The 21,171-nt window shown below is 68.9% G+C and carries 15 protein-coding genes; 12 read left to right on the top strand and 3 right to left on the bottom strand.

Features of this window, described 5'->3' with window-relative positions; genetic code table 11:
- Positions 1 to 118: 118 nt before the first annotated feature.
- The 6 genes from ACJ8AT_RS06820 to ACJ8AT_RS06795 all read left to right on the top strand — a co-directional run bounded on the left by ACJ8AT_RS06820 (position 119) and on the right by ACJ8AT_RS06795 (position 6,259).
- The gene (locus ACJ8AT_RS06820) at positions 119 to 877 is read left to right on the top strand and encodes an ABC transporter ATP-binding protein (RefSeq protein WP_407736806.1); all 759 of its coding nucleotides are present in this window, start codon (positions 119 to 121) and stop codon (positions 875 to 877) included.
- On the top strand, positions 867 to 1,586 hold the full coding sequence (locus ACJ8AT_RS06815) for an ABC transporter ATP-binding protein (protein WP_407736805.1): 720 nt from the start codon (positions 867 to 869) through the stop codon (positions 1,584 to 1,586). Before ACJ8AT_RS06820 ends, ACJ8AT_RS06815 begins: the two co-directional genes overlap by 11 nt.
- A gap of 57 nt (positions 1,587 to 1,643) precedes the next feature.
- Complete coding sequence (locus tag ACJ8AT_RS06810; RefSeq protein ID WP_407736804.1) at positions 1,644 to 2,966, top strand: ABC transporter substrate-binding protein; 1,323 nt, start codon at positions 1,644 to 1,646, stop codon at positions 2,964 to 2,966.
- Between the two features lie 82 nt (positions 2,967 to 3,048).
- Complete coding sequence (locus tag ACJ8AT_RS06805; RefSeq protein WP_407736803.1) at positions 3,049 to 3,918, top strand: branched-chain amino acid ABC transporter permease; 870 nt, start codon at positions 3,049 to 3,051, stop codon at positions 3,916 to 3,918.
- 3 nt (positions 3,919 to 3,921) lie between these two features.
- A complete protein-coding gene (locus ACJ8AT_RS06800; protein WP_407736802.1) occupies positions 3,922 to 4,854 on the top strand; it encodes a branched-chain amino acid ABC transporter permease in 933 nt (310 codons plus the stop codon).
- Between the two features lie 226 nt (positions 4,855 to 5,080).
- Positions 5,081 to 6,259, top strand: a complete 1,179-nt coding sequence (locus ACJ8AT_RS06795; protein ID WP_407736801.1) for an ADYC domain-containing protein — start codon at positions 5,081 to 5,083, stop codon at positions 6,257 to 6,259.
- Positions 6,260 to 6,283: 24 nt separating this feature from the next.
- Here the strand turns inward: ACJ8AT_RS06795 and ACJ8AT_RS06790 are convergent, their stop codons facing one another.
- A complete protein-coding gene (locus tag ACJ8AT_RS06790) occupies positions 6,284 to 7,261 on the bottom strand; it encodes an RNA polymerase subunit sigma-70 (protein WP_407736800.1) in 978 nt (325 codons plus the stop codon).
- Between the two features lie 115 nt (positions 7,262 to 7,376).
- Between ACJ8AT_RS06790 and ACJ8AT_RS06785 the strand changes: the two genes are divergently transcribed.
- The 4 genes from ACJ8AT_RS06785 to ACJ8AT_RS06770 all read left to right on the top strand — a co-directional run bounded on the left by ACJ8AT_RS06785 (position 7,377) and on the right by ACJ8AT_RS06770 (position 15,408).
- Complete coding sequence (locus tag ACJ8AT_RS06785) at positions 7,377 to 11,366, top strand: protein kinase domain-containing protein (RefSeq protein WP_407736799.1); 3,990 nt, start codon at positions 7,377 to 7,379, stop codon at positions 11,364 to 11,366.
- 158 nt (positions 11,367 to 11,524) lie between these two features.
- Entirely contained in the window at positions 11,525 to 12,193 is a 669-nt protein-coding gene (locus ACJ8AT_RS06780) for a (2Fe-2S)-binding protein (RefSeq protein ID WP_407736798.1), read from the top strand.
- A gap of 12 nt (positions 12,194 to 12,205) precedes the next feature.
- Positions 12,206 to 13,192, top strand: coding sequence for an FAD binding domain-containing protein (locus ACJ8AT_RS06775; RefSeq protein WP_407736797.1), 987 nt, complete (start codon positions 12,206 to 12,208; stop codon positions 13,190 to 13,192).
- A gap of 17 nt (positions 13,193 to 13,209) precedes the next feature.
- A complete protein-coding gene (locus ACJ8AT_RS06770) occupies positions 13,210 to 15,408 on the top strand; it encodes a xanthine dehydrogenase family protein molybdopterin-binding subunit (RefSeq protein WP_407736796.1) in 2,199 nt (732 codons plus the stop codon).
- A gap of 47 nt (positions 15,409 to 15,455) precedes the next feature.
- Here the strand turns inward: ACJ8AT_RS06770 and ACJ8AT_RS06765 are convergent, their stop codons facing one another.
- A complete protein-coding gene (locus ACJ8AT_RS06765; protein WP_407736795.1) occupies positions 15,456 to 17,009 on the bottom strand; it encodes a mucoidy inhibitor MuiA family protein in 1,554 nt (517 codons plus the stop codon).
- Positions 17,010 to 19,376 carry a DUF4139 domain-containing protein gene (locus ACJ8AT_RS06760; RefSeq protein ID WP_407736794.1) on the bottom strand — a complete coding sequence of 789 codons (2,367 nt, stop codon included), beginning with the start codon at positions 19,374 to 19,376 and terminating at the stop codon, positions 17,010 to 17,012.
- A gap of 277 nt (positions 19,377 to 19,653) precedes the next feature.
- On the opposite strand from ACJ8AT_RS06760, the gene ACJ8AT_RS06755 reads away from it, so the two are divergent.
- Complete coding sequence (locus tag ACJ8AT_RS06755) at positions 19,654 to 20,175, top strand: DUF3592 domain-containing protein (protein ID WP_407736793.1); 522 nt, start codon at positions 19,654 to 19,656, stop codon at positions 20,173 to 20,175.
- Between the two features lie 118 nt (positions 20,176 to 20,293).
- Positions 20,294 to 21,091, top strand: a complete 798-nt coding sequence (locus tag ACJ8AT_RS06750; RefSeq protein ID WP_407736792.1) for a tetratricopeptide repeat protein — start codon at positions 20,294 to 20,296, stop codon at positions 21,089 to 21,091.
- The last annotated feature ends 80 nt before the right edge of the window (positions 21,092 to 21,171 follow it).

The following is a 21,171-nucleotide window of genomic DNA, read 5'->3' as shown; positions in this document are numbered from 1 at the left end:
AGCCGGGGGTATTGAGAAATGAATCAGCGTTCATATTGCCCACCTCCCAGGTATGCGAGTACCTTGCGCGCGCGGTCGCACGGCAGCGAGGGGGCCGCCACGATGCGGGAGCCACTCCGTGAGCAATGACTTCGTCCTCGAGACCCGAGATCTCACCCGTGAATTCAAGGGCTTTGTCGCGGTCAATGGCGTCAACCTCCGCGTCCGGCGGGGGACGATCCACGCGCTCATTGGCCCCAATGGCGCGGGCAAGACGACGTGCTTCAACCTCCTGACCAAGTTCCTGCAGCCCACCCGGGGCCGCATCCTCTACAAGGGCGAGGACATCACCTCGGTGAAGCCCGCGGCCGTGGCACGGCGCGGCATGGTGCGCTCATTCCAGATCTCCGCGGTGTTCCCGCATATGACGGTGCTCGAGAACATCCGCGTGGCGCTCCAGCGCAAGCTGGGGAGCTCCTTCCACTTCTGGCGCACCGAGCGCACGCTCCAGAGCCTGAATGAGCGCGCCTTCGCGCTGATGGAGGAGGTGGGGCTGCGCTCCTTCGCCAACACCCTCGCGGTGGAGCTGCCCTACGGGCGCAAGCGCACGCTCGAGCTGGCCACCACCCTGGCCCTGGAGCCGGAGCTCATGCTGCTGGACGAGCCCACCTCCGGCATGGGGGCCGAGGACATCGCCCTGGTCACCTCGCTCATCCAGCGCGTGTCCGCCCAGCGCACCATCCTCATGGTGGAGCACAACCTGAGCGTGGTGTCCCGCTTGTGCCATACCATCACCGTGCTCCAGCGCGGGAGCATCCTGGCCGAGGGGACCTACGAAGAGGTCTCCCAGAATCCCCAGGTCCGGGAAGCCTACTTGGGAGCCACCGTTGCCACCTGATTCCCTGCCCTCCGAGATCCTCCGCATCTCCAACCTCCACGCCTTCTATGGGGAGTCTCATGTCCTCCATGGCGTGGACATGGCCGTGAACCGCGGCGAGCTGGTGACGCTGCTGGGGCGCAACGGCTCGGGGCGCACCACCACCTTGAAGGCCATCATGGGGTTGGTGGGCAAGCGCACCGGCTCCATCTCGGTGAATGGGCGCGAAGTGATTGGCATGGCTCCGCACAAGGTGGCCCACCTGGGCGTGGGCTACTGCCCCGAGGAGCGCGGCATCTTCGCCAGCCTCAGCGTCGAGGAGAACCTGCTGCTGCTGCCCAAGGTGCGCAGCGGAGGGATGACGGTGGACGAGGTCTACAAGATGTTCCCCAACCTGCTGGAGCGCAGGAAGAGCCAGGGGACCCGCCTCTCGGGCGGCGAGCAGCAGATGCTGGCGCTCGCGCGCATCCTGCTGACGGGGGCGCAGATCCTCCTGCTGGATGAGATTACGGAAGGCCTGGCGCCCGTCATCGTCCAGCTGCTCGGCCGGGTCATCGCCCAGCTCAAGGAGCGTGGCTACACCATCGTCCTGGTGGAGCAGAACTTCCAGTTCGCCGCGCCGCTGGCCGATCGGCACTACGTCATGGCCCACGGCCACATCAGCGAGATGATCCGCAAGGACGAGCTGTCCTCCAAGATGGACTCGCTCCACCAGCAGCTTGGCGTCTAGGGTGCTCGCGCTGGAGCCGCCCCAACCCCTTTCCCCGTTCCCATGAGGAGCCGCCCCATGAAACTGAAGTGTCCCCCCGCAATCCTGTCCGGAGCCGTGCTGTCCCTGCTTGCCGGGAGCGCCCTGGCTGCTCCTCCCCCGAAGCCGGCCCCGACGCCTGCACCGGCCGCCAAGCCGGCTCCGGCGCCCGCCCCGGCCGCCACTCCGCCGGCCGCCGCCAAGACGGTGAAGATCTCCGATGACGTCATCAAGGTGGGCGTGCTCACCGACATGTCCGGTCTCTACTCGGACCTGGCCGGCCAGGGCTCCGTGGTCGCCGCGCAGATGGCCATCGACGAGGCCACCGGCGGCACGGGCAAGCTGCTCGGCAAGAAGGTGGAGCTGGTCTCCGCGGACCACCAGAACAAGGCGGACGTGGCCTCCAGCAAGGCGCGCACCTGGTTCGAGGTGGAGAAGGTGGACGGCATCTTCGATCTCACCAACTCCGCCACGGCGCTCGCCGTGCAGGAGCTGGGCAAGAGCATGAACAAGGTTGTCGTCGTCAGCGGCGCGGGCTCCACGGCGCTGACCGGCAAGAGCTGCTCTCCCACCGGCATCCACTGGATGTATGACACCTATGCGCTCGCCACGGGCACCGGCTCGGCCGTGCTGAAGGAGGGCGGCGACAGCTGGTACTTCCTCACCGCCGACTATGCCTTCGGCCAGTCCCTGGAGGCGGACACCACCACCATCATCAAGGCCAAGGGCGGCAAGGTGCTGGGCGTGTCGCGGCACCCGCTGAACACCTCGGACTTCTCCTCGTACCTGCTGCAGGCCCAGTCCTCCAAGGCGAAGATCCTGGGTCTGGCCAACGCTGGCGGAGATCTCATCAACTCGGTGAAGCAGGCCAAGGAGTTCGGCCTCACTGACTCGGGCATGAAGCTGGCCGGCCTGCTGGTGTTCATCTCCGACATCAACAGCCTGGGCCTGGACACCACCCAGGGCATGTACCTCACCGAGGGCTTCTACTGGGATCTCGACGACAAGTCGCGCGCCTGGTCCAAGGGCTTCTTCGACAAGCAGAAGAAGGAGCCGACCATGGTCCAAGCCGGCGTGTACTCGTCCATCTACAACTACCTGAAGGCCGTGGAGGCCACTGGCACGGATGACTCGGCCGCCGTCATCCAGTACCTGAAGTCCATCACCATCAACGATCCCGTCATCCGCAACGGCAAGCTCCGCGACGATGGCCGCCTGACGCATGACATGTACCTGTTCCAGGTGAAGAAGCCCTCCGAGTCCAAGAAGCCCTGGGACTACTACACGGTGAAGCAGACCATCCCCGGCGATCAGGCCGCCAAGCCGCTGTCCGCGAGCGAGTGCCCGCTGGTGAAGAAGTAGTCAGGCTCCGGAGGCTGCCCGCGGCGGGCCCACCGCTTGGGTGCGCCGCGGGTGTGCTCCCCCTGCTCTCGAGGTCCTTGCCATGTCATCCCAGGTGCTGCTGGGGCAGTTGTTGCTCGGGCTGATCAACGGGGCGTTCTACGCCATCCTCAGCCTGGGGCTGGCCATCATCTTCGGCCTGCTCAACATCGTGAACTTCGCCCACGGCGCGCAGTACATGCTGGGCGCCTTCGTGGCGTGGCTGGGGCTGACGTACCTGGGCATCAACTACTGGGCCGCGCTGCTGGTGGCGCCGCTGGTGGTGGGCGCGGTGGGGGTGCTCGTCGAGCGCCTGCTGCTGTCGCGCCTGTACAAGCTGGATCCGCTCTACGGGCTGCTGCTCACGTTCGGGCTGGCGCTCATCTTCGAGGGCACCTTCCGCCACCTGTACGGCGTGTCGGGGCAGCAGTACAGCGTCCCCTCCGGGCTGGCGGGAGGCCGCAACCTGGGCTTCATGTTCCTGCCCAACTACCGGGCCTGGGTCATCGTCGTGGCGCTGGCCGTGTGCTTCGCCACCTGGTTCCTCATCGAGAAGACGAAGCTGGGCGCGTACCTGCGCGCGGGCACGGAGAACGCTCGGCTGCTGCAGGCCTTCGGGGTGAATGTCCCGCTGCTGGTGACGCTGACGTATGCCTATGGCGTCGGCATGGCGGCGCTGGCTGGAGTGCTCGCGGCCCCCATCTACCAGGTGAGCTCGATGATGGGCTCCAGCCTCATCATCGTCGTGTTCGCCGTGGTGGTGATTGGCGGGATGGGCTCCATCATGGGCTCCATCGTGACGGGGCTGGCGCTGGGCCTGCTCCAGGGGCTCACCAAGGCCTTCTATCCAGAGGCCTCCAACGCGGTCATCTTCCTCATCATGGCGCTGGTGCTGCTGGTGCGGCCCGCCGGGCTGTTCGGCAAGGAGGCATAGGGCGTGACGAGACAACGGTGGGGATATGCGGTCCTGCTGGGCCTGGCGCTGGTGCTGCCCTTCTTCGTGGAGGATGCCGTCCTCTGGATGAAGGTGATGTGCTTCGCGCTGTTCGCCAGCGCCTTCAACCTGCTGCTGGGCTACGCGGGCCTGCTGTCGTTCGGCCACGCGGCGTTCCTGGGCTCGGCGGGGTACATCACCGGCCACCTCGTCAAGGAGCTGGGGATGCCTCCGGCGGTGGGAATCCTCGCGGGCACGGGGTTCGCGGCGCTGCTGGGCTTCGCCTTCGGCGCGCTGGCCATCCGCCGCCAGGGCATCTACTTCGCGATGATCACCCTGGCGCTCTCGCAGCTGGTCTACTTCGCCGCGGTGCAGTTGCCCTTCACCCACGGGGAGGACGGCATCCAGGGAATCCCTCGGGGCACGCTCTTCGGAGTGGTGGATCTCAACTCGCGCTTCGGCATGTATTACACGGTGCTGGGCATCTTCTTGCTGGGCTTCCTGCTCATCCACCGGACCATCCACTCGCCCTTCGGGCAGGTGCTGCGCGCCATCAAGGAGAACGAGCCTCGGGCCATCTCGCTGGGCTACGACGTCAACCGCTACAAGCTGCTGGCGTTCGTCCTGTCCGCCGCGCTGTCGGGGCTGGCGGGCTCGACCAAGGCCCTGGTGTTCCAGCTCGAGTCCCTCACCGACGTGCAGTGGCACATGTCCGGTGAGGTGGTGCTGATGACGCTGCTGGGGGGAATGGGGACGGTCCTGGGGCCGCTGACGGGCTCGTTCCTGGTGGTGATGATCGAGGACTACTTCGCCGGGCTGGGCGAGTGGGTCCCCGTCATCATGGGCTGCATCTTCGTGTTCTGCGTGCTGGTGTTCCGCCGAGGCATCGTCGGCGAGGCCGCCGCGCTCTGGAAGCGCACGCTCCCGGACGCGTAGCGCTCCAGAAGCGCAAGCCCGGGTGGTGCACCTGCGCCGTCGCCAGATAGCCGGTCGTATCGGAATGAGCCCGCGAGGCGGGAACTGATGCAGATCTATTTTCGGCCCATCTGAAGGAACCCCTGGAGCCAGCCCGCAGAGGATTCTCTGCATCATTCCTCAGGCCGCCGACTCTTCAGGTCGCGGGCCAAGGAACCAGGCCTGCTCCACTGAACTCACCCGAGGGATGGCCGTGAACTCGATGAAGAAGCTTTTATTTGCCTGTCTGTTCTTTCAGTTCCCCTCGCTGGCCTGCGCCGCCACCCCCGCCTCCGCGAAGCCCGCAGCCTCCGGGCCCGTGAGTGTGGCCGCCGAGACCTCAGCCCCCAACAAGCCCGCCCTCTCCAAGCCCGCGGCCGCGGTGTCCGACGCCGAGCGCTACGCGCGGCGGTGCCAGTCCCAAGCCGCTCACCGCTGGACCAAGCCCCAGGGGACGATGCTCTGGGGCACCAAGCGGAGCTGGGACACGGAGAAGGTGGCCGAGGAGCGCAGCAGCGTGCTCGTCTCAGCGGAGCTCTCGCCCCTGCGGCAGGCCGGGGCCGGGGTGCAGGCCCTGCGGCTCGAGGGCGGGCACCTGATGGCCTCTCCCGCCCCGGCGGCTGGGGTTGCCGCCAGCGGCGTTGTCGGCACCGTGCTCCAGGGCGCTGACAGCGAGGGCAAGCCCGTGGAGGTCGCCATCTGCGGCGCCGAGGCCTCCCCCGAGGACACGGGAATGGTCCTCTATAGTATCGAGGCTTGGAACACGATGGCTCAGGAGTGGGAGAACCCTTGCGTCGCCCTGGACCGCTCGCCCAACCCCCGCGCCCTGGCGATGAGCGGAGTGTGGGACGGCAGCGGGGCCCACCATGATGTCCCGGGCAAGCTCACCTTCGCCTGCCAGAACGGCGCCGTCGCCAAGTGCGCTCTCTGGGGCTACAAGCCCTGGGCCAGCCACAACGGGCAGTCGCTGGCCGAGCTCCACCAGGCGTGCACCCGCATGGCGCGTGCCGACTATTGCGGAGATGGCCACAACCACACGCACCAGGACACCATCATCGACATGTACGATCGGCTGGGCGTGATCCCGCCGGCCACCGAAGTCACGGAGGATTGGGATCCGAAGAAGGGCGCGTTCGAGGCGGCGTGGGCGCCCGACGGGGCCACGTGTCTGGCACGCACCCGGGATGGCCGGGCGATGGCGACGATCCTCCAGGAGTGCCCCAATCGGTTCCAGACGGGCACGGCGATCGAGCTGGGCGAGGGGGATCGCTGCATGGTGAGGCACGCGGACGTGAGCCCCGAGGCGCCGCTGCTGCGCAACAGGTCGTACCCCCACCTGGAAGGCCCTGCCGCTGCCACCCCTACCTCCGCCAGCAAGGCCCCGTAGGGCTTGCGTGGGGACTCCCTCTCGTCAGCCGTTCTTGGGAGGGATGGGAGGGGGAGTGGTGGCGATGGGAGGGGGAGTGGTGGCGACGGGCGGGGGCGTGGTGATGGGGGAGGCCCCGACGCTCTTCTCCCCGAGCAGCTGGCTGATGCTCAGGTCCAGCTTGCTGTTGACGTAGACCAGGTGGCTATCGAGGTCTTGGGTCGAGAGGCCCAGCCGCTCCTGCAGGTAGCGCCGGGTCTCCTCGTAGACATGCTGCCGTGCACTCTGCAACCAACGGACGATGGTCGCTTGATTGACGCGAAAGAGAGGGGCCAGTTGGTACGTCGAAAGGCGGTGGGCGAAGTAGAGGCGGAGCAGGTGGCGATCTTCGGCCCCGAGCGTGGAGCAGGCTTCGCGCACCGCCAGGCGGAAGTCGGCGTGGAAGCGCTGCTGAATGAAGTCCCACTCCCCGTTGCCGGAGGCCGGCACCTGGAGGATGTCGGCTTTCCAGTCGTCATCGGGCCCGGACTTGTCGGCGGCGCGCAGCTTGGTGGCGATGCGCCCGGCGGTGACGATCACCCAGCTCAACAGCGCCCCTCGCCCCGTGTATGTGCCGAGCTTCGGCGCGCTCTCGGGGGTTTGAACCAGAAGCTTCACGCGGGTGAGCTGGCAGACGTCCTCGATTGTCGCGTCGGGTTGCTTGAGGCGCTTGAGCTTCGCCGGCAGCTTGGCCAGGTAGTTGCGCTCGAAAGCTTCATGGGCGGAGGCCATGCCCTGGAGACACGCGCAGGTGAGGTAGAGCTCTCCCAGGGAGCGCTTGGCCAGCAATTGCGTGAAGGGCTCGTTGGAGCCCGGCTCGGGTATCCGCCGGGCGAGGTAAATCACGAAATCCTTGAGAGGAAGCTCCACGGTCGGCCACTGCGCGCGGGCGTCTTTCCAGGCGCGCAGCAGCAGCTCTCCCAGCGCGATGACCTCCGCGGGGGTAGGCGGCGCGAAGCGCACTCCCGTATTCGCGAGAAACATCGCGGCCAGTTCAGGCAGTTCCATTACGAATTCTTTACCACGCGTTTCACCTGCCTTCCAACAGGTGCCATTGAATGGCGTCTGCCCGGTAGGTAGTCTGGAGCCCCCCGACTCAATGCGTCACCTCATCTCCAGTTGCCTGACCGATGAGAGCTTCGCCGATCTCCTCGATGGGCTCTTATCGGACCAGGACCTCGCCGCGTTTCACCGGCACGCCGCCGGGTGCGACGACTGCCTGGCCCTGCTCGTCACGGTCGCGGCGGGCATCGAGGACGGGGAGGAAGAGGGGGAGACGCCTCCCGGGCCGCTCAGCTCCTCGTCCTCGTCAGGGCTCTCCTGGACCCCCCCCAACGTGGTCGCCCACTTCCGCCTGGATCGACTCATTGGCCGTGGCGGCATGGGCATTGTCTACCTGGCGCAAGACACCCAGCTGGAGCGCCGGGTCGCGGTGAAGTTCATTGCCGCGAGCGAGCCTGAGCCCTGGGTTCGAGAATACTTCGCGACCGAGGCCCGGGCGCTCGCGCAAGTCCAGCACGCGAACATCGTCAACGTGTTCAGCGTGGGCGAGGTGGACGGCCACCCGTACATCGTCTCGGAGTACGTGGACGGCAAGAGCCTGGCGGCGCTGCGCCCGCCGCTGCCGTGGCTCCAGGTCTTGTCCCTGGGCGTCGGACTGGCTCGGGGGCTCGCGGCGGCGCATCGGCAGGGGGTGCTTCACCGCGACCTCAAGCCCTCCAACGTCCTGGTCACCCCGGAGGGCGAGGTGAAGCTGCTCGACTTTGGTCTGGCCGAGCGCTTCGAGGCAGGCAAGGAGCTGGAGTCCAACTCGTCCCTCATCGTCGGTACGGTGCCCTACATGGCGCCCGAGCTGCTGCGCAGCGCTCCGGCGACCGCGCGAAGCGATCTCTATTCCCTGGGCCTCATCCTCCATGAGCTGTGCACGGGCGAGATGCCGCGTCGTCCGTCCCGCCGGATGGAGGCGGCACGCCCCCGTGCCGAGCTCGGGCCGGATGTGGATCCAGCCTTCGCCGCCGCCATCATGCGGTGCCTCGAGGCCGATCCCCTGGATCGCTTCCCCTCGGCCGAGGCCCTCTGTGAAGTCCTGGAACGCCTCAAGCGCCGCTGGGATATTGATCAGCCGGTCCCCAATCCCTATCGGGGGCTTGCTCCCTTCGAGGCCGAGCACCAGGCGCTCTTCTTTGGACGTGACGCGGACATCCGCGCCGTGCTCGAGCGCGTGCGCTCCCGGCCGTTGGTCCTCGTGGCCGGGGACTCTGGCGCCGGCAAGTCCTCGCTGTGCCGCGCCGGCGTGCTGCCCCGGGTGGCCACGGGGGCACTGGGCGATGGCCGGAAGTGGGCCACGAGCACCCTGTGGCCCGGCCACCGGCCGCTCGAGGCGCTGGCGGCCTCGCTCGCGCCCTATCTGGATAGGAAGGAGGCGGAGCTCGTCACCGCGCTGGCGGACACACCGGGCTGGCTGGGGCCGGCGCTTCGCGAGGCGCACTCTCGAGGGCGGGGCCTGCTGCTTTTCATTGATCAGCTCGAGGAGCTCCTCACCCTCTCCGAGCCAGTCCAGGCCGCGCACTTTGCTCGGCTCCTCGGGGAGCTCGCCCTGCCGTCGGAGGGGGTGCGCGTGCTGTTGGCGGCGCGCGGCGACTTCCTGACGCGCCTGTGTGCGCTGCCCGGCCTGGGGGAGGAGGCCGAGCGAGGGCTCTATATTCTCCGCCCCATGTCGCCAGCAGGGGTGCACGAGGCCATCGTCGGTCCCGCGCGCAGCCAGGGGGTGGCCTTCGAATCCAGCGAACTCGTCCAGACGCTGGTCGACTCCACGGCGCACGGCGCGGGCAGCCTGCCGCTCCTCCAGTTCGCGCTCGCCGAGCTGTGGGAGCAGCGCGATCCAGCGCAAGGCCGCATCACGCGGGAGGCGCTGGACGGAATGGGCGGGGTGGCCGGAGCGCTGTCCCGGCATGCCGATGGGGTGCTCTCGCGCCTGAGCCCCGGCGAGCGCGCGGCGGCGCGGCGCCTCCTGCTCCAACTGGTGACGGGGGAGGACACGCGTATCGAGCGCGGCGAAGACGAGCTCGTCGACGCCTCGGATGGGGCCGCCCGCTCTGCCCTTCGGGCGCTCGTCGAAGGCCGCCTCCTGCACACGCGCACCGCGGGCGGCCAGCCGCGCTGTGAGATCGCCCATGACTCGCTGATCCAGAGCTGGGGCACGCTGCGCGACTGGCTGGATGACGGCATTGGCCTTCGTGTGGTGCGCAAGCGGGTGGAGGAGGCCAGCGCCGAGTGGGAGCGCCTGATGCGTGCCCAGGAGGCCCTCTGGGGGCAGCGGCAGTTGGACGAGGCGCGGCCGTTGGAGCCCTCTCTTCTGGGGCCGCACGAGCGGGCCTTCCTCGTGGCCTCCCGCCGCGCCGTGACGCGCCAGCGCTGGGGGCGCTGGCTCGCGGTGCTCGTGCTCGCACTGGCCGTCGCCGCGGTCTACGCCGGCCTTCGCCTGCAGGAATACCTCGCGGACACGCGCTTCATCTCCGCTCAGCTCAGCACGGCGCGGGAGGCGCTCGCCGCGGGCGGGAAGTTCGCCCAGCAGGCCCGTGTGCGCCGCGAGGAGGCGCTGGGGCTGTTCGATCCCCCGGAGGAGCCTGCGTCCGCTGGCCTCAAGCCCCTGGCTCAATCCAAGCGCGTCCATGATGCCGCCGAGCAGACATGGTCCGAGGCGCTGGCCCTGCGAGGTCAGGCCGAGGCGGCCTACGCTCGCGCCACCCGAGAGCTCGAGAGGGCGCTGGATCGCGATCGCCTCTACCCGGCCACGCGCCGGCTCCTCGCCGAGACCACCCATGAGCATGTCCTGCTCGCCGAGTATTTCCTCCAGCGGCGCGAGCGAGATGAGTGGATGCAGCGCCTGGAGCAGCAGGTGGACGCCTCGAAGGAGGGCGCGGAGTGGTTGCAAGAGTCCCTGGCTCCCGCCGAGCTCGAGCTGGTGACGGAGCCCCCCGGCGCCCGCCTCCAGGTCGAGCGCTACATCCAGGGAGCGGGGACGTTCCACCGGGAGCCCGTTCCGGAGGTGGATTCGCTGGGCTCCACGCCCCTGGCCCATGTGCGCCTTCCCGAGGGCTCCTATGTGCTCCATGTCTCGCAGCCGGGCCGGGTGCCGGTGACGCTGCCGCTGCTCCTCTCGCATGGCGCTCGCAAGGCGGTGAGCCTCACGCTCCCCACCGCGGTGCCCGAGGGCTATGTCTACATTCCGCCGGGTTGTTTCCTGCTGGGCAGCGATGAGATCGAACAGGTGCGGAAGTTCGAGTACACCTCGCCACTGCACCGGTTCTGTATCGATCAGGGCTACCTGATTGGCCAGCGGGAGGTGACGTTCGGGGATTGGCTGGTCTACCTCAACGCCCTGCCCCCGGAGGCGCCCGCGAGGCACCTGCTCGAGGAGCCGCGCTTTGGAGATGGGGGGGCGGTCTCGCTGCGGCGGCAACCCGGTGTGGGCTGGGTCTTCTCCTTCTATCACTCGCACGAGGATGTCCGCACGGCGAGGGAAGGGGAGGACATGGTCTTCTACCCAGGGAGGACCCGGCGCCGCACGGCCGACTGGCGAAGGTTCCCGCTCTCCGGCGTCTCCGCAGAGGATCTGGAGGACTACTTCTCCTGGCTGGACCGGACGAAGCGCCTGCCGGGTGCGCGCCTGTGCAACGAGCGCGAGTGGGAGTACGCCGCCCGGGGCGCGGATGGCCGCCGCTACCCTCACGGCAATGAATTGCAGCCGGACGATGCCACCATTGATGAGACGTACGGCCGGGAGCCCGCGGCCTTCGGGCCGGACATGGTCGGCTCCCACCCCATCTCGGCGAGCCCCTTTGGCTTGGATGACATTGCCGGCAACGCCTACGAGCTCACGCGGTCGATGACGCCGGAGTTCGGGCAGGTCGCCCTCCGGGGAGGCTCCTGGTACTACGACGCCTTCGCCGCGGTCATCACCAACCTGGCGCCGGGAGATCCAACGGCGCGCGACTCACGGGTGGGTGTGCGCGTCTGCGCCTCGTTCTCTCCGGGTGAGGCGGGAGGACCCTCGTGGACAGCAGCTCACGCCTCCCATCCCGATTGAGCACGCCCCTTGCCAGCAGTGAGCTCGCTCGGGCCTACCCGTCGGGTGTGTTGTACTTGACAGGGACCGCCGACTAAGGTCGTAAATCGCTGCGCTGTCGCTGCCTGGCCATGCCACGCTGCTCCCCCCGGTATGGCCTCCTTGGAGGGTTTGTACGCATGTCCGACCCGAAGCAGCCTCCCCATGATGATGGCGCACCGAGTGACGCGCCTGGCTTCCTCGAAGATGGAAAGGCCACCCGGCGCGAGTTCGTCGGCACCGCGGTAGTTGGCGGTGCCCTGCTCGCCACCGGCCTGCTCGCCCAGCCCGGCACCGCGCAGGCGGCGTCGAAGGCCTCGGGCCTCGAGGGGCCGCCGGTCGCCCCGGTGCCCATCAAGCTCCAGGTCAACGGCAAGGAGGTGGCCCTGGAGGTGGAGCCGCGCGTCACGCTGCTCGATGCGCTCCGCGAGAAGCTCTCGCTCACCGGAACGAAGAAGGGCTGTGACATGGGCCAGTGCGGCGCGTGCACCGTGCTGGTGGACGGCCGCCGCGTGAACTCCTGTCTCACGCTCGCGGTGATGCAGCAGGGCAAGAAGGTCACCACCATCGAGGGGCTCGCCCATGGCGACGAGCTCCACCCGATGCAGCAGGCCTTCCTCGAGCATGACGGCTTCCAGTGTGGCTACTGCACGCCGGGACAGATCATGAGCGCCGTGGGCTTCTCCAGCGAGCCCTGGGGGCAGACCGACGCGGACATCCGCGAAGGCATGTGCGGGAACATCTGCCGCTGCGGCGCCTACCCCCATATCGTGTCCGCCGTTCGCGACGGACGCGGGAAGAAGGCCTGAGGAGGCACGGCAATGAGACCCATCGACTACACCGTGGCCCAGGATGTGAAGGGAGCCCTCCAGAAGCTGTCCGCGCGGCCCGCGGACTCGGTGCCCATTGGCGGAGGCACCAACCTGGTGGACCTGATGAAGCTGTACGTGCAGAACCCCGCGACGCTCGTGGACATCAACGGGCTGCCGCTCGCGGAGATCCAGGAGGAGGGGGGCGGGCTGCGCATCGGCGCGCTGGTGCGCAACAGCGATCTGGCCAACCACCCGCTCGTGCGCGAGCGCTACCCGGTGCTCTCCGAGGCGCTGTTGGCGGGAGCCTCGCCGCAGCTGCGCAACATGGCCACCGTGGGCGGCAACATCATGCAGCGCACGCGCTGTGCCTACTTCCGAGACATCTCCCAGCCCTGCAACAAGCGCGAGCCCGGCTCTGGCTGCGGAGCCATTGGTGGCTACACCCGCATGCACGCGGTGCTGGGCGTCAGTGACAAGTGCATCGCCGTGAACCCCTCGGACATGAACGTGGCGCTGGCGGCGCTGGATGCCACGGTGCACATCTCCGGGCCCAAGGGTGAGCGCAAGGTGCCGTTCGTGGAGTTCCACCTGGTGCCCGGCTCGCACCCCGAGAAGGAGACGGTGCTCCAGCCCGGCGAGCTCATCACCCATGTGACGTTGCCCGCCTCGCGCTTCGCGGCGCGCTCGCACTACCTGAAAGTACGCGACAGGGCCTCGTACGCGTTCGCGCTGACCTCGGCGGCGGTGGCGCTGGAGCTGGATGGGCACACCATCAAGGACGCGCGTGTGGCGTTGGGCGGCGTGGCCACCAAGCCGTGGCGCTCGCACGAGGCCGAGAAGGCCCTCATCGGCCAGCCGGCGGACGAGGTGCGCTTCAAGGCCGCGGCGGCCGCGGCGATGAAGGGGGCCAAGCCCCAGGGCGAGAACACATTCAAGGTTGAACTCGCGCGGCGCACCCTGGTGCGGGCGCTGTCGATGGCTGCGGGTCTGGCCTGAACGGAGCGGAGCTCATCATGGACAAGTCAGTGGGAAAGCCGCTGGACCGGGTGGATGGCCGCCTCAAGGTGACAGGCGCGGCGAAGTACTCCGCCGAGTTCCCCCAGCAGGGGATGGCGTACGCGGTGATGGTGACCAGCACCATCGCCAACGGGACGATTACGAAGGTGGACTCGGCGGAGGCGGAGAAGGCCCCGGGCGTGCTCGCGGTGCTGTCTCCCGAGAAGCCTCCGCAGCTCGCCACCGATCCCAGCAAGAAGCAGAGCCCGGTGGATCGCGTGGTGCACGTGCTGCAGACGAAGCGGGTGGACTACCAGCACCAGCCGGTGGCGCTGGTGGTGGCGGACACGATCGAGCGCGCCACCCACGCCGCCGCGCTGGTGAAGGTGCAGTACCAGGCGGACAAGCCCAACGCGGACTTCAAGGCGGCCAAGGCCCAGGCGTACAAGCCGCAGACCATCCTGTGGGTGCCGGCGGCGCATGAGCAGGGCAAGGCCTCGGGGGAGAAGGCGGACGCGGAGGTGGATGCCACGTACTCCACTCCTTACGAGCACCATAACCCCATGGAGCCGCACGCCACGACGGCCATGTGGGAGGGCGATCGTCTCACGGTATGGGACTCCACCCAGGGGGTGTTCGGCACGCGCGCACGCCTGGCGGCGCTGCTCGGCCTTCCACCGGCGAACGTGCGCGTCATCACCAAGTTCGTGGGCGGTGGCTTCGGCTGCAAGGGCTCCACGTGGGCGCACACGGTGCTGGCGGCCATGGCGGCCAAGGCCGTGTCCCGGCCGGTGAAGCTGGTGCTGCGGCGAGACCAGATGTTCGGCCCGGTGGGCTACCGGCCGGAGACGGAGCAGCGCGTGCAGCTCCAGGCCCGCAAGGACGGCAAGCTGCTGCTCATCCGCCACGAGGTGATGAATCCCACCTCCACGTTCGACGAGTTCGCCGAGCCGTCCGCGATGCAGACGCGCATGCTGTACGCGAGCGAGCAGATCATCACCTCGCACAGCCTGGTGAAGCTGACCCTGGGCACGCCCACGTTCACGCGCGCTCCCGGCGAGTCCTCGGGCACCTTCGCGCTCGAGTCCGCCATGGACGAGCTGGCCTACAAGCTCAACATGGATCCGATCGAGCTGCGGGTGAAGAACCACGCGGACAAGGATCCCGAGTCCGGCAACCCCTGGAGCAGCAAGTCGCTCAAGGAGTGCTACCGCGCGGGCGCCGAGAAGTTCGGCTGGGCCAAGCGCAACCCCAAGCCGGGCTCGATGAAGGACGGGAACATCCTCATCGGCTGGGGCATGGCCACCGCCACGTACCCGGCTCGCCGCATGAAGGCGTCCGCCAAGGCCTCGCTCCTGCCGGATGGCACGGTGAAGGTGCTCGCCGGCTCGCAGGACCTGGGCACCGGCACGTACACGGTGATGACGCAGATCGCGGCGGATGTGCTGGGGCTGCCGCCCGCCAAGGTGCAGTTTGATCTCGGCGACACCAACATGCCCGAGACGCCTGTGTCCGGAGGCTCGTGGACGGCGTCCAGCGTGGGCTCGGCGGTGAAGCTCGTGGCGCAGGCGCTGCGGGACAAGGCCATCGCGCTCGCGGTGGCGGATGCGGCCTCGCCGCTGCACGGTGCGGATCCGAAGCAGGTGCAGGTGGCGGGCGGCGAGCTCGTCTCGGGCGGGAAGCGGGAGAGCTATGCGGCGCTGATGAAGCGCCAGAAGCTCCCGTCGCTCGATGCGGAGGCGACCGGCCAGCCTGGGCCGGAGAGTGGCAAGTACTCGATGCACTCGTTCGGCGCGCAGTTCGCCGAGGTGCGGGTGGATCCGGAGCTGGGCACGGTCCGCGTGAGCCGCTGGGTGGGCGCGTTCGGGGCGGGGACGATCCTGAACGCCAAGACGGCCGAGAGCCAGATGATGGGCGGTATCATCATGGGTATCGGCATGGCGCTGATGGAGAAGTCCGTGGTGGATGTGCGCACCGGGCGCTTCATCACGCAGGATCTGGCCGAGTACCACGTGCCGGTGAACCCGGACGTGCCGAACATCGACGTCCTGTTCGTGCCCGAGAACGATCCCTACGTGAACGAGATCGGCGCGAAGGGCATCGGCGAGATCGGTATCACGGGAGTGGCCGCCGCCGTCGCCAACGCCGTCTACCACGCCACGGGCAAGCGCATCCGCGACCTGCCCCTCACGCTGGACAAGCTGCTGACGGCGTGACGGTCCGCCGTCTCAGGGCGCGGGCATAGGGACCGCCGGCCTCGCGCTCAGAGGCCGGCGACCTTGGACGAGCTGGACACCGTGTACGTAAACGCCAGCTCTTGCTGGGAGCGCGCGGGGGCGGGCAGCTCGAAGCGGATGATGCCGTCCTGGCTCACCTTCGCCGGAGCCGGCTTCGCCTTGTCCTTGAGCAGCTCGATCTCCACCGCCTCCACCTCGGACACGGGCATCCGTTCCTCGATGGCGATCTGCTCCGGCCGGCTGCCCGTGTTGGAGAGGAACAGCTTCACGAAGTGCGTGCGAATCTTCCGGCCCGTGAGCCGGTTCGTGTCCAGCTTCGTCTCCACCTGCCGGGCAATGCGCAGCGCGTCCTCGCTGCCGAAGCCCAGCTTCACCCGCTCGCCTACGCCCGCGAAGCTGAGCTGCGCCCGCCCCACGTAGCCGCTGGTGCGCACCAGATCCACCGGGCCCGCCAGCAGCACCGACGGCCCCTTGTTCTCGAAGCGCGCTACCCGGTGCACCAGCGACGAGTGCTCCGGCGTGCCCACCAGCTCCGAGGTGGCGGGCGCGGTGAACTGGAACAGCGGCACCCGGTGCGGCGAGCCGTCCGAGGGCAGGGTGACGCGGTGAGAGGCCTTCAGCGTCAGCGCCTCGCCGCCATCGTCCAGGCCGGGCATGTCCGCAGAGGGCTTCGCGCCGCCTTCGCCCGTCGTCTGGATGGCCTCCTCGCGGATGGACACCTCGACCGTGTGCTTCTCCTGCTGCGTCTTGTCCCTCAGGTAGAGCCGGTCCTCCACGAGCCGTGGCGGAGTGGCTCCCAGCGTGGGCCGCGCCGTGGAGAAGGCCATCTCCACCTCCTTCCAGTCCTCCTCCGTGCGCTGCCACACCACGGCCTCGCACTCCAGCGTCACTGCCTCGCCGCCCTCCGTGGGCCGCAGCGTGGCCCGGTACGCGGGGCGCCACACCGCGCAGGGCACCAGGTACGCCACGCCCACCGTCACCGCGCCTCCACTCGGGTGGTTCACCTCCACCTCCGCCGAGGTGACGAGCTTCGTCTCGGGCTGCTCACCGTGGACCAGGGCGCTGCGAGCCTCCGCCAGCCGCTGCTGGGTCAGGGCCTCGCGCTTGCGCGCCTGCCGAAGCGACTCCTCCGTGGAGCCCACCTCCGCCCGCACCGCCTCCAGCTGCTGGCGCCAGGTGTCCGGCGTGGCCTTCCCCGCGCCCGTCAGCTCCGAGATGGAGCGCAGCACGTCCGCCCGCGCGGCCATCGCCACGTTCAGCCTCGACTCCAGGCGCAGCACGTCGCCGGTGGCCACCCGCACCGCCTGCTCGAGCGACTCGACGCGGCGGCCGAGCTCCGTGCGGTGCTCGCGCAGGCCCTCCTTGGGTTGCTCCTTCCAGGCGCGGCTCACCCGCGCGCCGACGATGTTTCCTCCCGAGAGCGACACCTGGAGCGAGCGATCCACCGCGAGCGGCGACAGGCCCTCCACGCGAAGCCGCTGGGGGCCCGCGGGGAGCGTCACTTCGCCTCGGCGCTCCACGAGCGCGCGATCCTCCAGGACGGTGACCTTGATGACGGGGAGTGTGACGGTGGTGCTCACTTACGTCCTCCGGTTTCCGCCCTGGAGCATCTTGCTCGAGGGAATTCGAACGATCCACGTCGCATCCAGCGACTGCTTCTCTCCCGGCTGCACCGTCACCCGCCACGCCCGCTCGCCGTCCACCGGTGTGTCTCCGGGCAGCGGCTCCGGGGGACGCCAGGCGGGTTTGATCTCCGCCTCCTCCACCTTGATGTCCTTCTCCTCCTTGGGGGCCACGGGCACGCGCTCGCGCACCTCCACCGTCACGGGACGGCCCAGCCGGTTGGCCACCTCCACCGAGACCCGGTGCGTGAGCACGTTGGCTCCGCCGAACACTCCGCCCGAGGCCTCATCGAAGCGCGTGTTGCGCGACACCTTGATGGACTCCTCGACGCCCAGCCCCAGCCGCTGCGTGGCGCCGGGCGCCAGCGTGGGCAGGGGAGAGGTCATCAGGAACTCGTCCCCGAGCGTCACGTCCACCGGGCCGGCGAGCAGCGCGTGCGGCGTGCGGTTCTCCACCTTCACCGTGCGGAACACCTGCGGCTCCATGGAGGGCACGCAGAGGTACTCGGCGGTGAGGCCCACCGGCGCCGAGAACACCGACACCGTGTGCCATGCGCCATCCGAGGGCACCTCCATCCGCGTCTCCACGTCGTAGCGGTAGTCGAAGTACGGCGTGGACTGGCGCGGCGGCACCGCCCAGGTGGGCGGGGAGAGGTACTGGACGGAGTCCAGGCGCTGCTGGCTCACGGCGAGCATGGCGAAGATGTCTACCTGCACGTGCACCGCTGTCAGCGCGATCAGCTCCTGCGAGAACGTGGCGGGACGGGGCTGGAGCTTGCCGCGCTGGCCAGGCTGGTTCGCGGAGCCCAGCTCCAGCGAGTCATAGTCCAGCAGGTTGCCGCCGGGCTCGATTCCCGAGGGCGCCTCCGGCTCCATGGGCGCCGCTCCGCCGAAGCCATCCAGGGCCCCTCCCTCCGCCTCTTCATCCATGTCCATCCCGGGAGCTTCGTCGGAACGTGCCAGCTCCTTGGCCATCTCGTTTCGAGGGGCGCCGGATCTTCGGCTTCGCAGCATGCCTCCGCCGCCCTTGGGCATGGGCATGGAGGACCGCATGGGGGCAGCCGCCGATGCGGGGGCGGCAGGCGGCGGAGGGGGAGAGCCAGGTGGCCCTGAGAAGCTGGCGGACCTCTTCTTCGCGGGCGCGGCGTGCATGGGCATGTCCGCGCTCTCAGCCATCGGCGCCACGGCCTGCCCGTAGCTTGGCTCGGCCAGGACCGGCTGGGCCTGAACACTCCCCAAGGCGGGGTACTGGCCCGTTGGAACTTCGCCGGTGATGGTTTTGTCTCGGGCCTCTCGCCCCATGGGGAGGCCCCCGCTCGCCGGAACCTCGGTGGTGATGCTCCGGTCTCGAGGCCCGGGCATGGGCTTGGCGAGCACGGAGGGGGGCGGCGGACGGGGAATGGAGCCCGCGGCGTCATAGCCCGCGAAGAGCTCATCCAACCCGGGAGGCGGCTCACGCCAGCCCGAGCGCGCCGGAGCAGGCTGACGCCGGCCGATGCGCAGCGCCTTCAACTCCGGCACATCCGCGCGCCGGCTCAGCTCGGCGGTGGACAGCGACAGCTTCACGTTCTTCCAGTCCTCGCCGGTGCGCTGGACGACGGAGGCCCGCATCCGCAGCGTCCCTCCATCGAGCGAGCGAGGCATGCGCAGCTCGTACCCCGGCACCCAGCGCGCCCCGCGCACCGCGTACTCGAGCGCCAGCTGGGCCTGCCCCTCCACGGCGCTCAGCTCCGAGAGGGTGATGAGGGCGGCCCGGTACAGCACCGCGCGCTGGCCGCGCACCGAGGACGAGCCCTCTTGCAGCCGCCGCTGGCGCAGCTCCACCTCGGCCTGCGCGTCGCGCTTCTGCCGCTCCAGATCCAGCCTCCGCGAGTGGAGGGCCGCCAGCTCCTCGTCGACGAATCCGCCGAGGGCGAGGACCGCGGTGGGAGAGGCCTCGCGGGGGGGCTCTCCCAGCTTGGGCTTGGGGAAGGAGGGCGTGAGCTGCTGGAGCGCGTCGAGCTCCTGCTGCACCCGCTGGAGCTGGGTGGTGATTCGCGCGAGCGACTCCTGGGCCTCCTCGAGCGCGCGCTGCTCCACGGGAACGTCCGGCTCGGGCGGCAGCTGCACGTCGAAGCTCGGGCGGATGTCCCGGACGGCGAGCCCCGAGGGCCCTTGAAGGATGGACGCGCGCAGCGAGCCGGTGGTGAGCCCCAGCGGCAGACCATTGATGCGCACCTGCGTGGGCAGCCGGCCGTTCTCGGACGAGAGCGTGGCCACACGGGTGCAGAGCGCTCCGTCGGCATGGACGGTGACTGCGTCCAGGACGGATGGGACAACGAGCATGCGGGCCCCCTCCAGAAGAGAGGCCCCAGGCTAGCGAGCCCGGCTCCGCAGCGCGAGCACGGTCCATCAGATTCTCGGGGCAGAATGCCCCAGCAGGCCCTCGCAGGAACCGGGTGTTCCGCTGCTGGGCCGTTGTTGGGGCTCCCAGAATCCGGGGGCATGTGGCGGCAGGGCTGGAGTGTGCTAACTGCGGGGCGCCGAGGCTCCTCTGCCCCAGCCTCGATCCTGCGACACTTGCTTGCGGAGCCGTCGGGGCAGGGCTCGTCGAGGTCTCGCCGTGGTGAAGAGCCTGCTGCTGGGGCTGGGGATGCTGGTGTTTGGCGGAGCGCTCGCCTTTGGAGGCGGCAGGGCGATCTACCGCGCCTACTCGAGCCAGCACTGGCCGACCGCCGAAGCCAAGGTGACCCGCTCGTCCGTGGACAAGCAGCGGGCTCGCCGCTCGGTCAGCTTCATGCCGCACGTCAGCTATGACTACTCGGTGGGCGGCAAGTCCTATACCTCCGAGACGCTCGCCTTCGGCGCGGGGGTCACCGCCGGAGATATGGAAGACGCCAACGAGTACGTGCACCACTACCCGGTGGGAGCCACGGTGCCGATCCACTACTCGCCGGATGAGCCCTCCGTGGCCTGTCTCGACTGCGGCAAGGTGGGCATCCCGGACTACATCATCGCCGCCGGAGGCGCGGCGCTGCTGGTGCTGGCCATCCTCGGGCTGGTGGAGACCTTCCGCGCCGAGAGGCGGGCTCGTAACCGGGGGAACAAGACCCCCGTCTCCAAGGCCCGCGCCGAGCGGACCTAGCGCGTCCAGAGGAGCGCGGCGGATGCGGTATCCTCCAGGAGGCCTCTCCTGGAGAACGACGATGGTGTCCCCCCACCTGGTTCCATGCACTCGCGCCGCGCCCCGTTCCTCATGGGGCGTGCGGCGGCTCGCCGTGCTGCTCCCGCTGCTGACGGCCGCGTGTGCCACCACCTCCATCAGCCGGGGCGCTGACTGCGAGCAGGGGGACACCTCCGCGTGCAGTGAGTGGGGCCAGCAGCTCCTCCAGCAAGGCGAGAAGCAACAGGCCGAGAACGCCTTCGCTCGCTCCTGTGAGAAGGGCGTGCTCGATGACTGCACCGCCCAAGGCCAGCTCATGCTGGAGCGCGGTGAGCTGGCGGGTGCCGAGGCCGCCCTCCAAAAAGCCCACGAGGCCGAGAGCCTGGATGCCACCCGAGCCCTCGCGGAGCTGTACCAGTCCCGCGGCCAGCCCGGAGACTGGGAGCGGGTGCGGCAACTGCGCTGGGAAGAGCCCGCCATCGACAAGCCGGACCGCGAGTTCACCATGTGGTGGCGCCCCTCTCCCACGGGGGAGAACACCTATGCCATCGCGTACACCTTCCAGCCCATGGTGTTCTGGGCCCGCCGCCTTGATCTGGGCCTGCACTTCGTCGGCGGCTTTCACCGGGCCAACGAGCTCAACCTCGCCGTGGGCTACCAGCACTTCCTCACGCCCGAGATCGTCCCCTACGCCACCCTGCTGTTCGGCGGGGCCTTCCAGAACCACTCCGGCAACGTGGGCGGCGAGCTGGGGGTGAAGTGGTGCCTGGGTCCCTACGGACACCTCAACCTGGGAGGCGGCATCTCGGTGGGCAGCCCCCTTCACGCCTCCATCGGTATCGGTATCAACTCCCTACCCGTCGATATCCTCCTGTTTATCGCGGCACACGCACACTGACTTTTCGACACTCTGTCCCCCTGGGGGACGCAACTTTGGGTAGGTAAGGTGCGAAGATACGAGCACCGTACATCATCCCA

Source organism: Hyalangium sp. (assembly GCF_045802625.1).
Lineage (GTDB): Bacteria > Myxococcota > Myxococcia > Myxococcales > Myxococcaceae > Hyalangium.
Note: the sequence above shows the minus strand (reverse complement) of the source record. Positions and strands in the feature narration are given on the sequence as shown.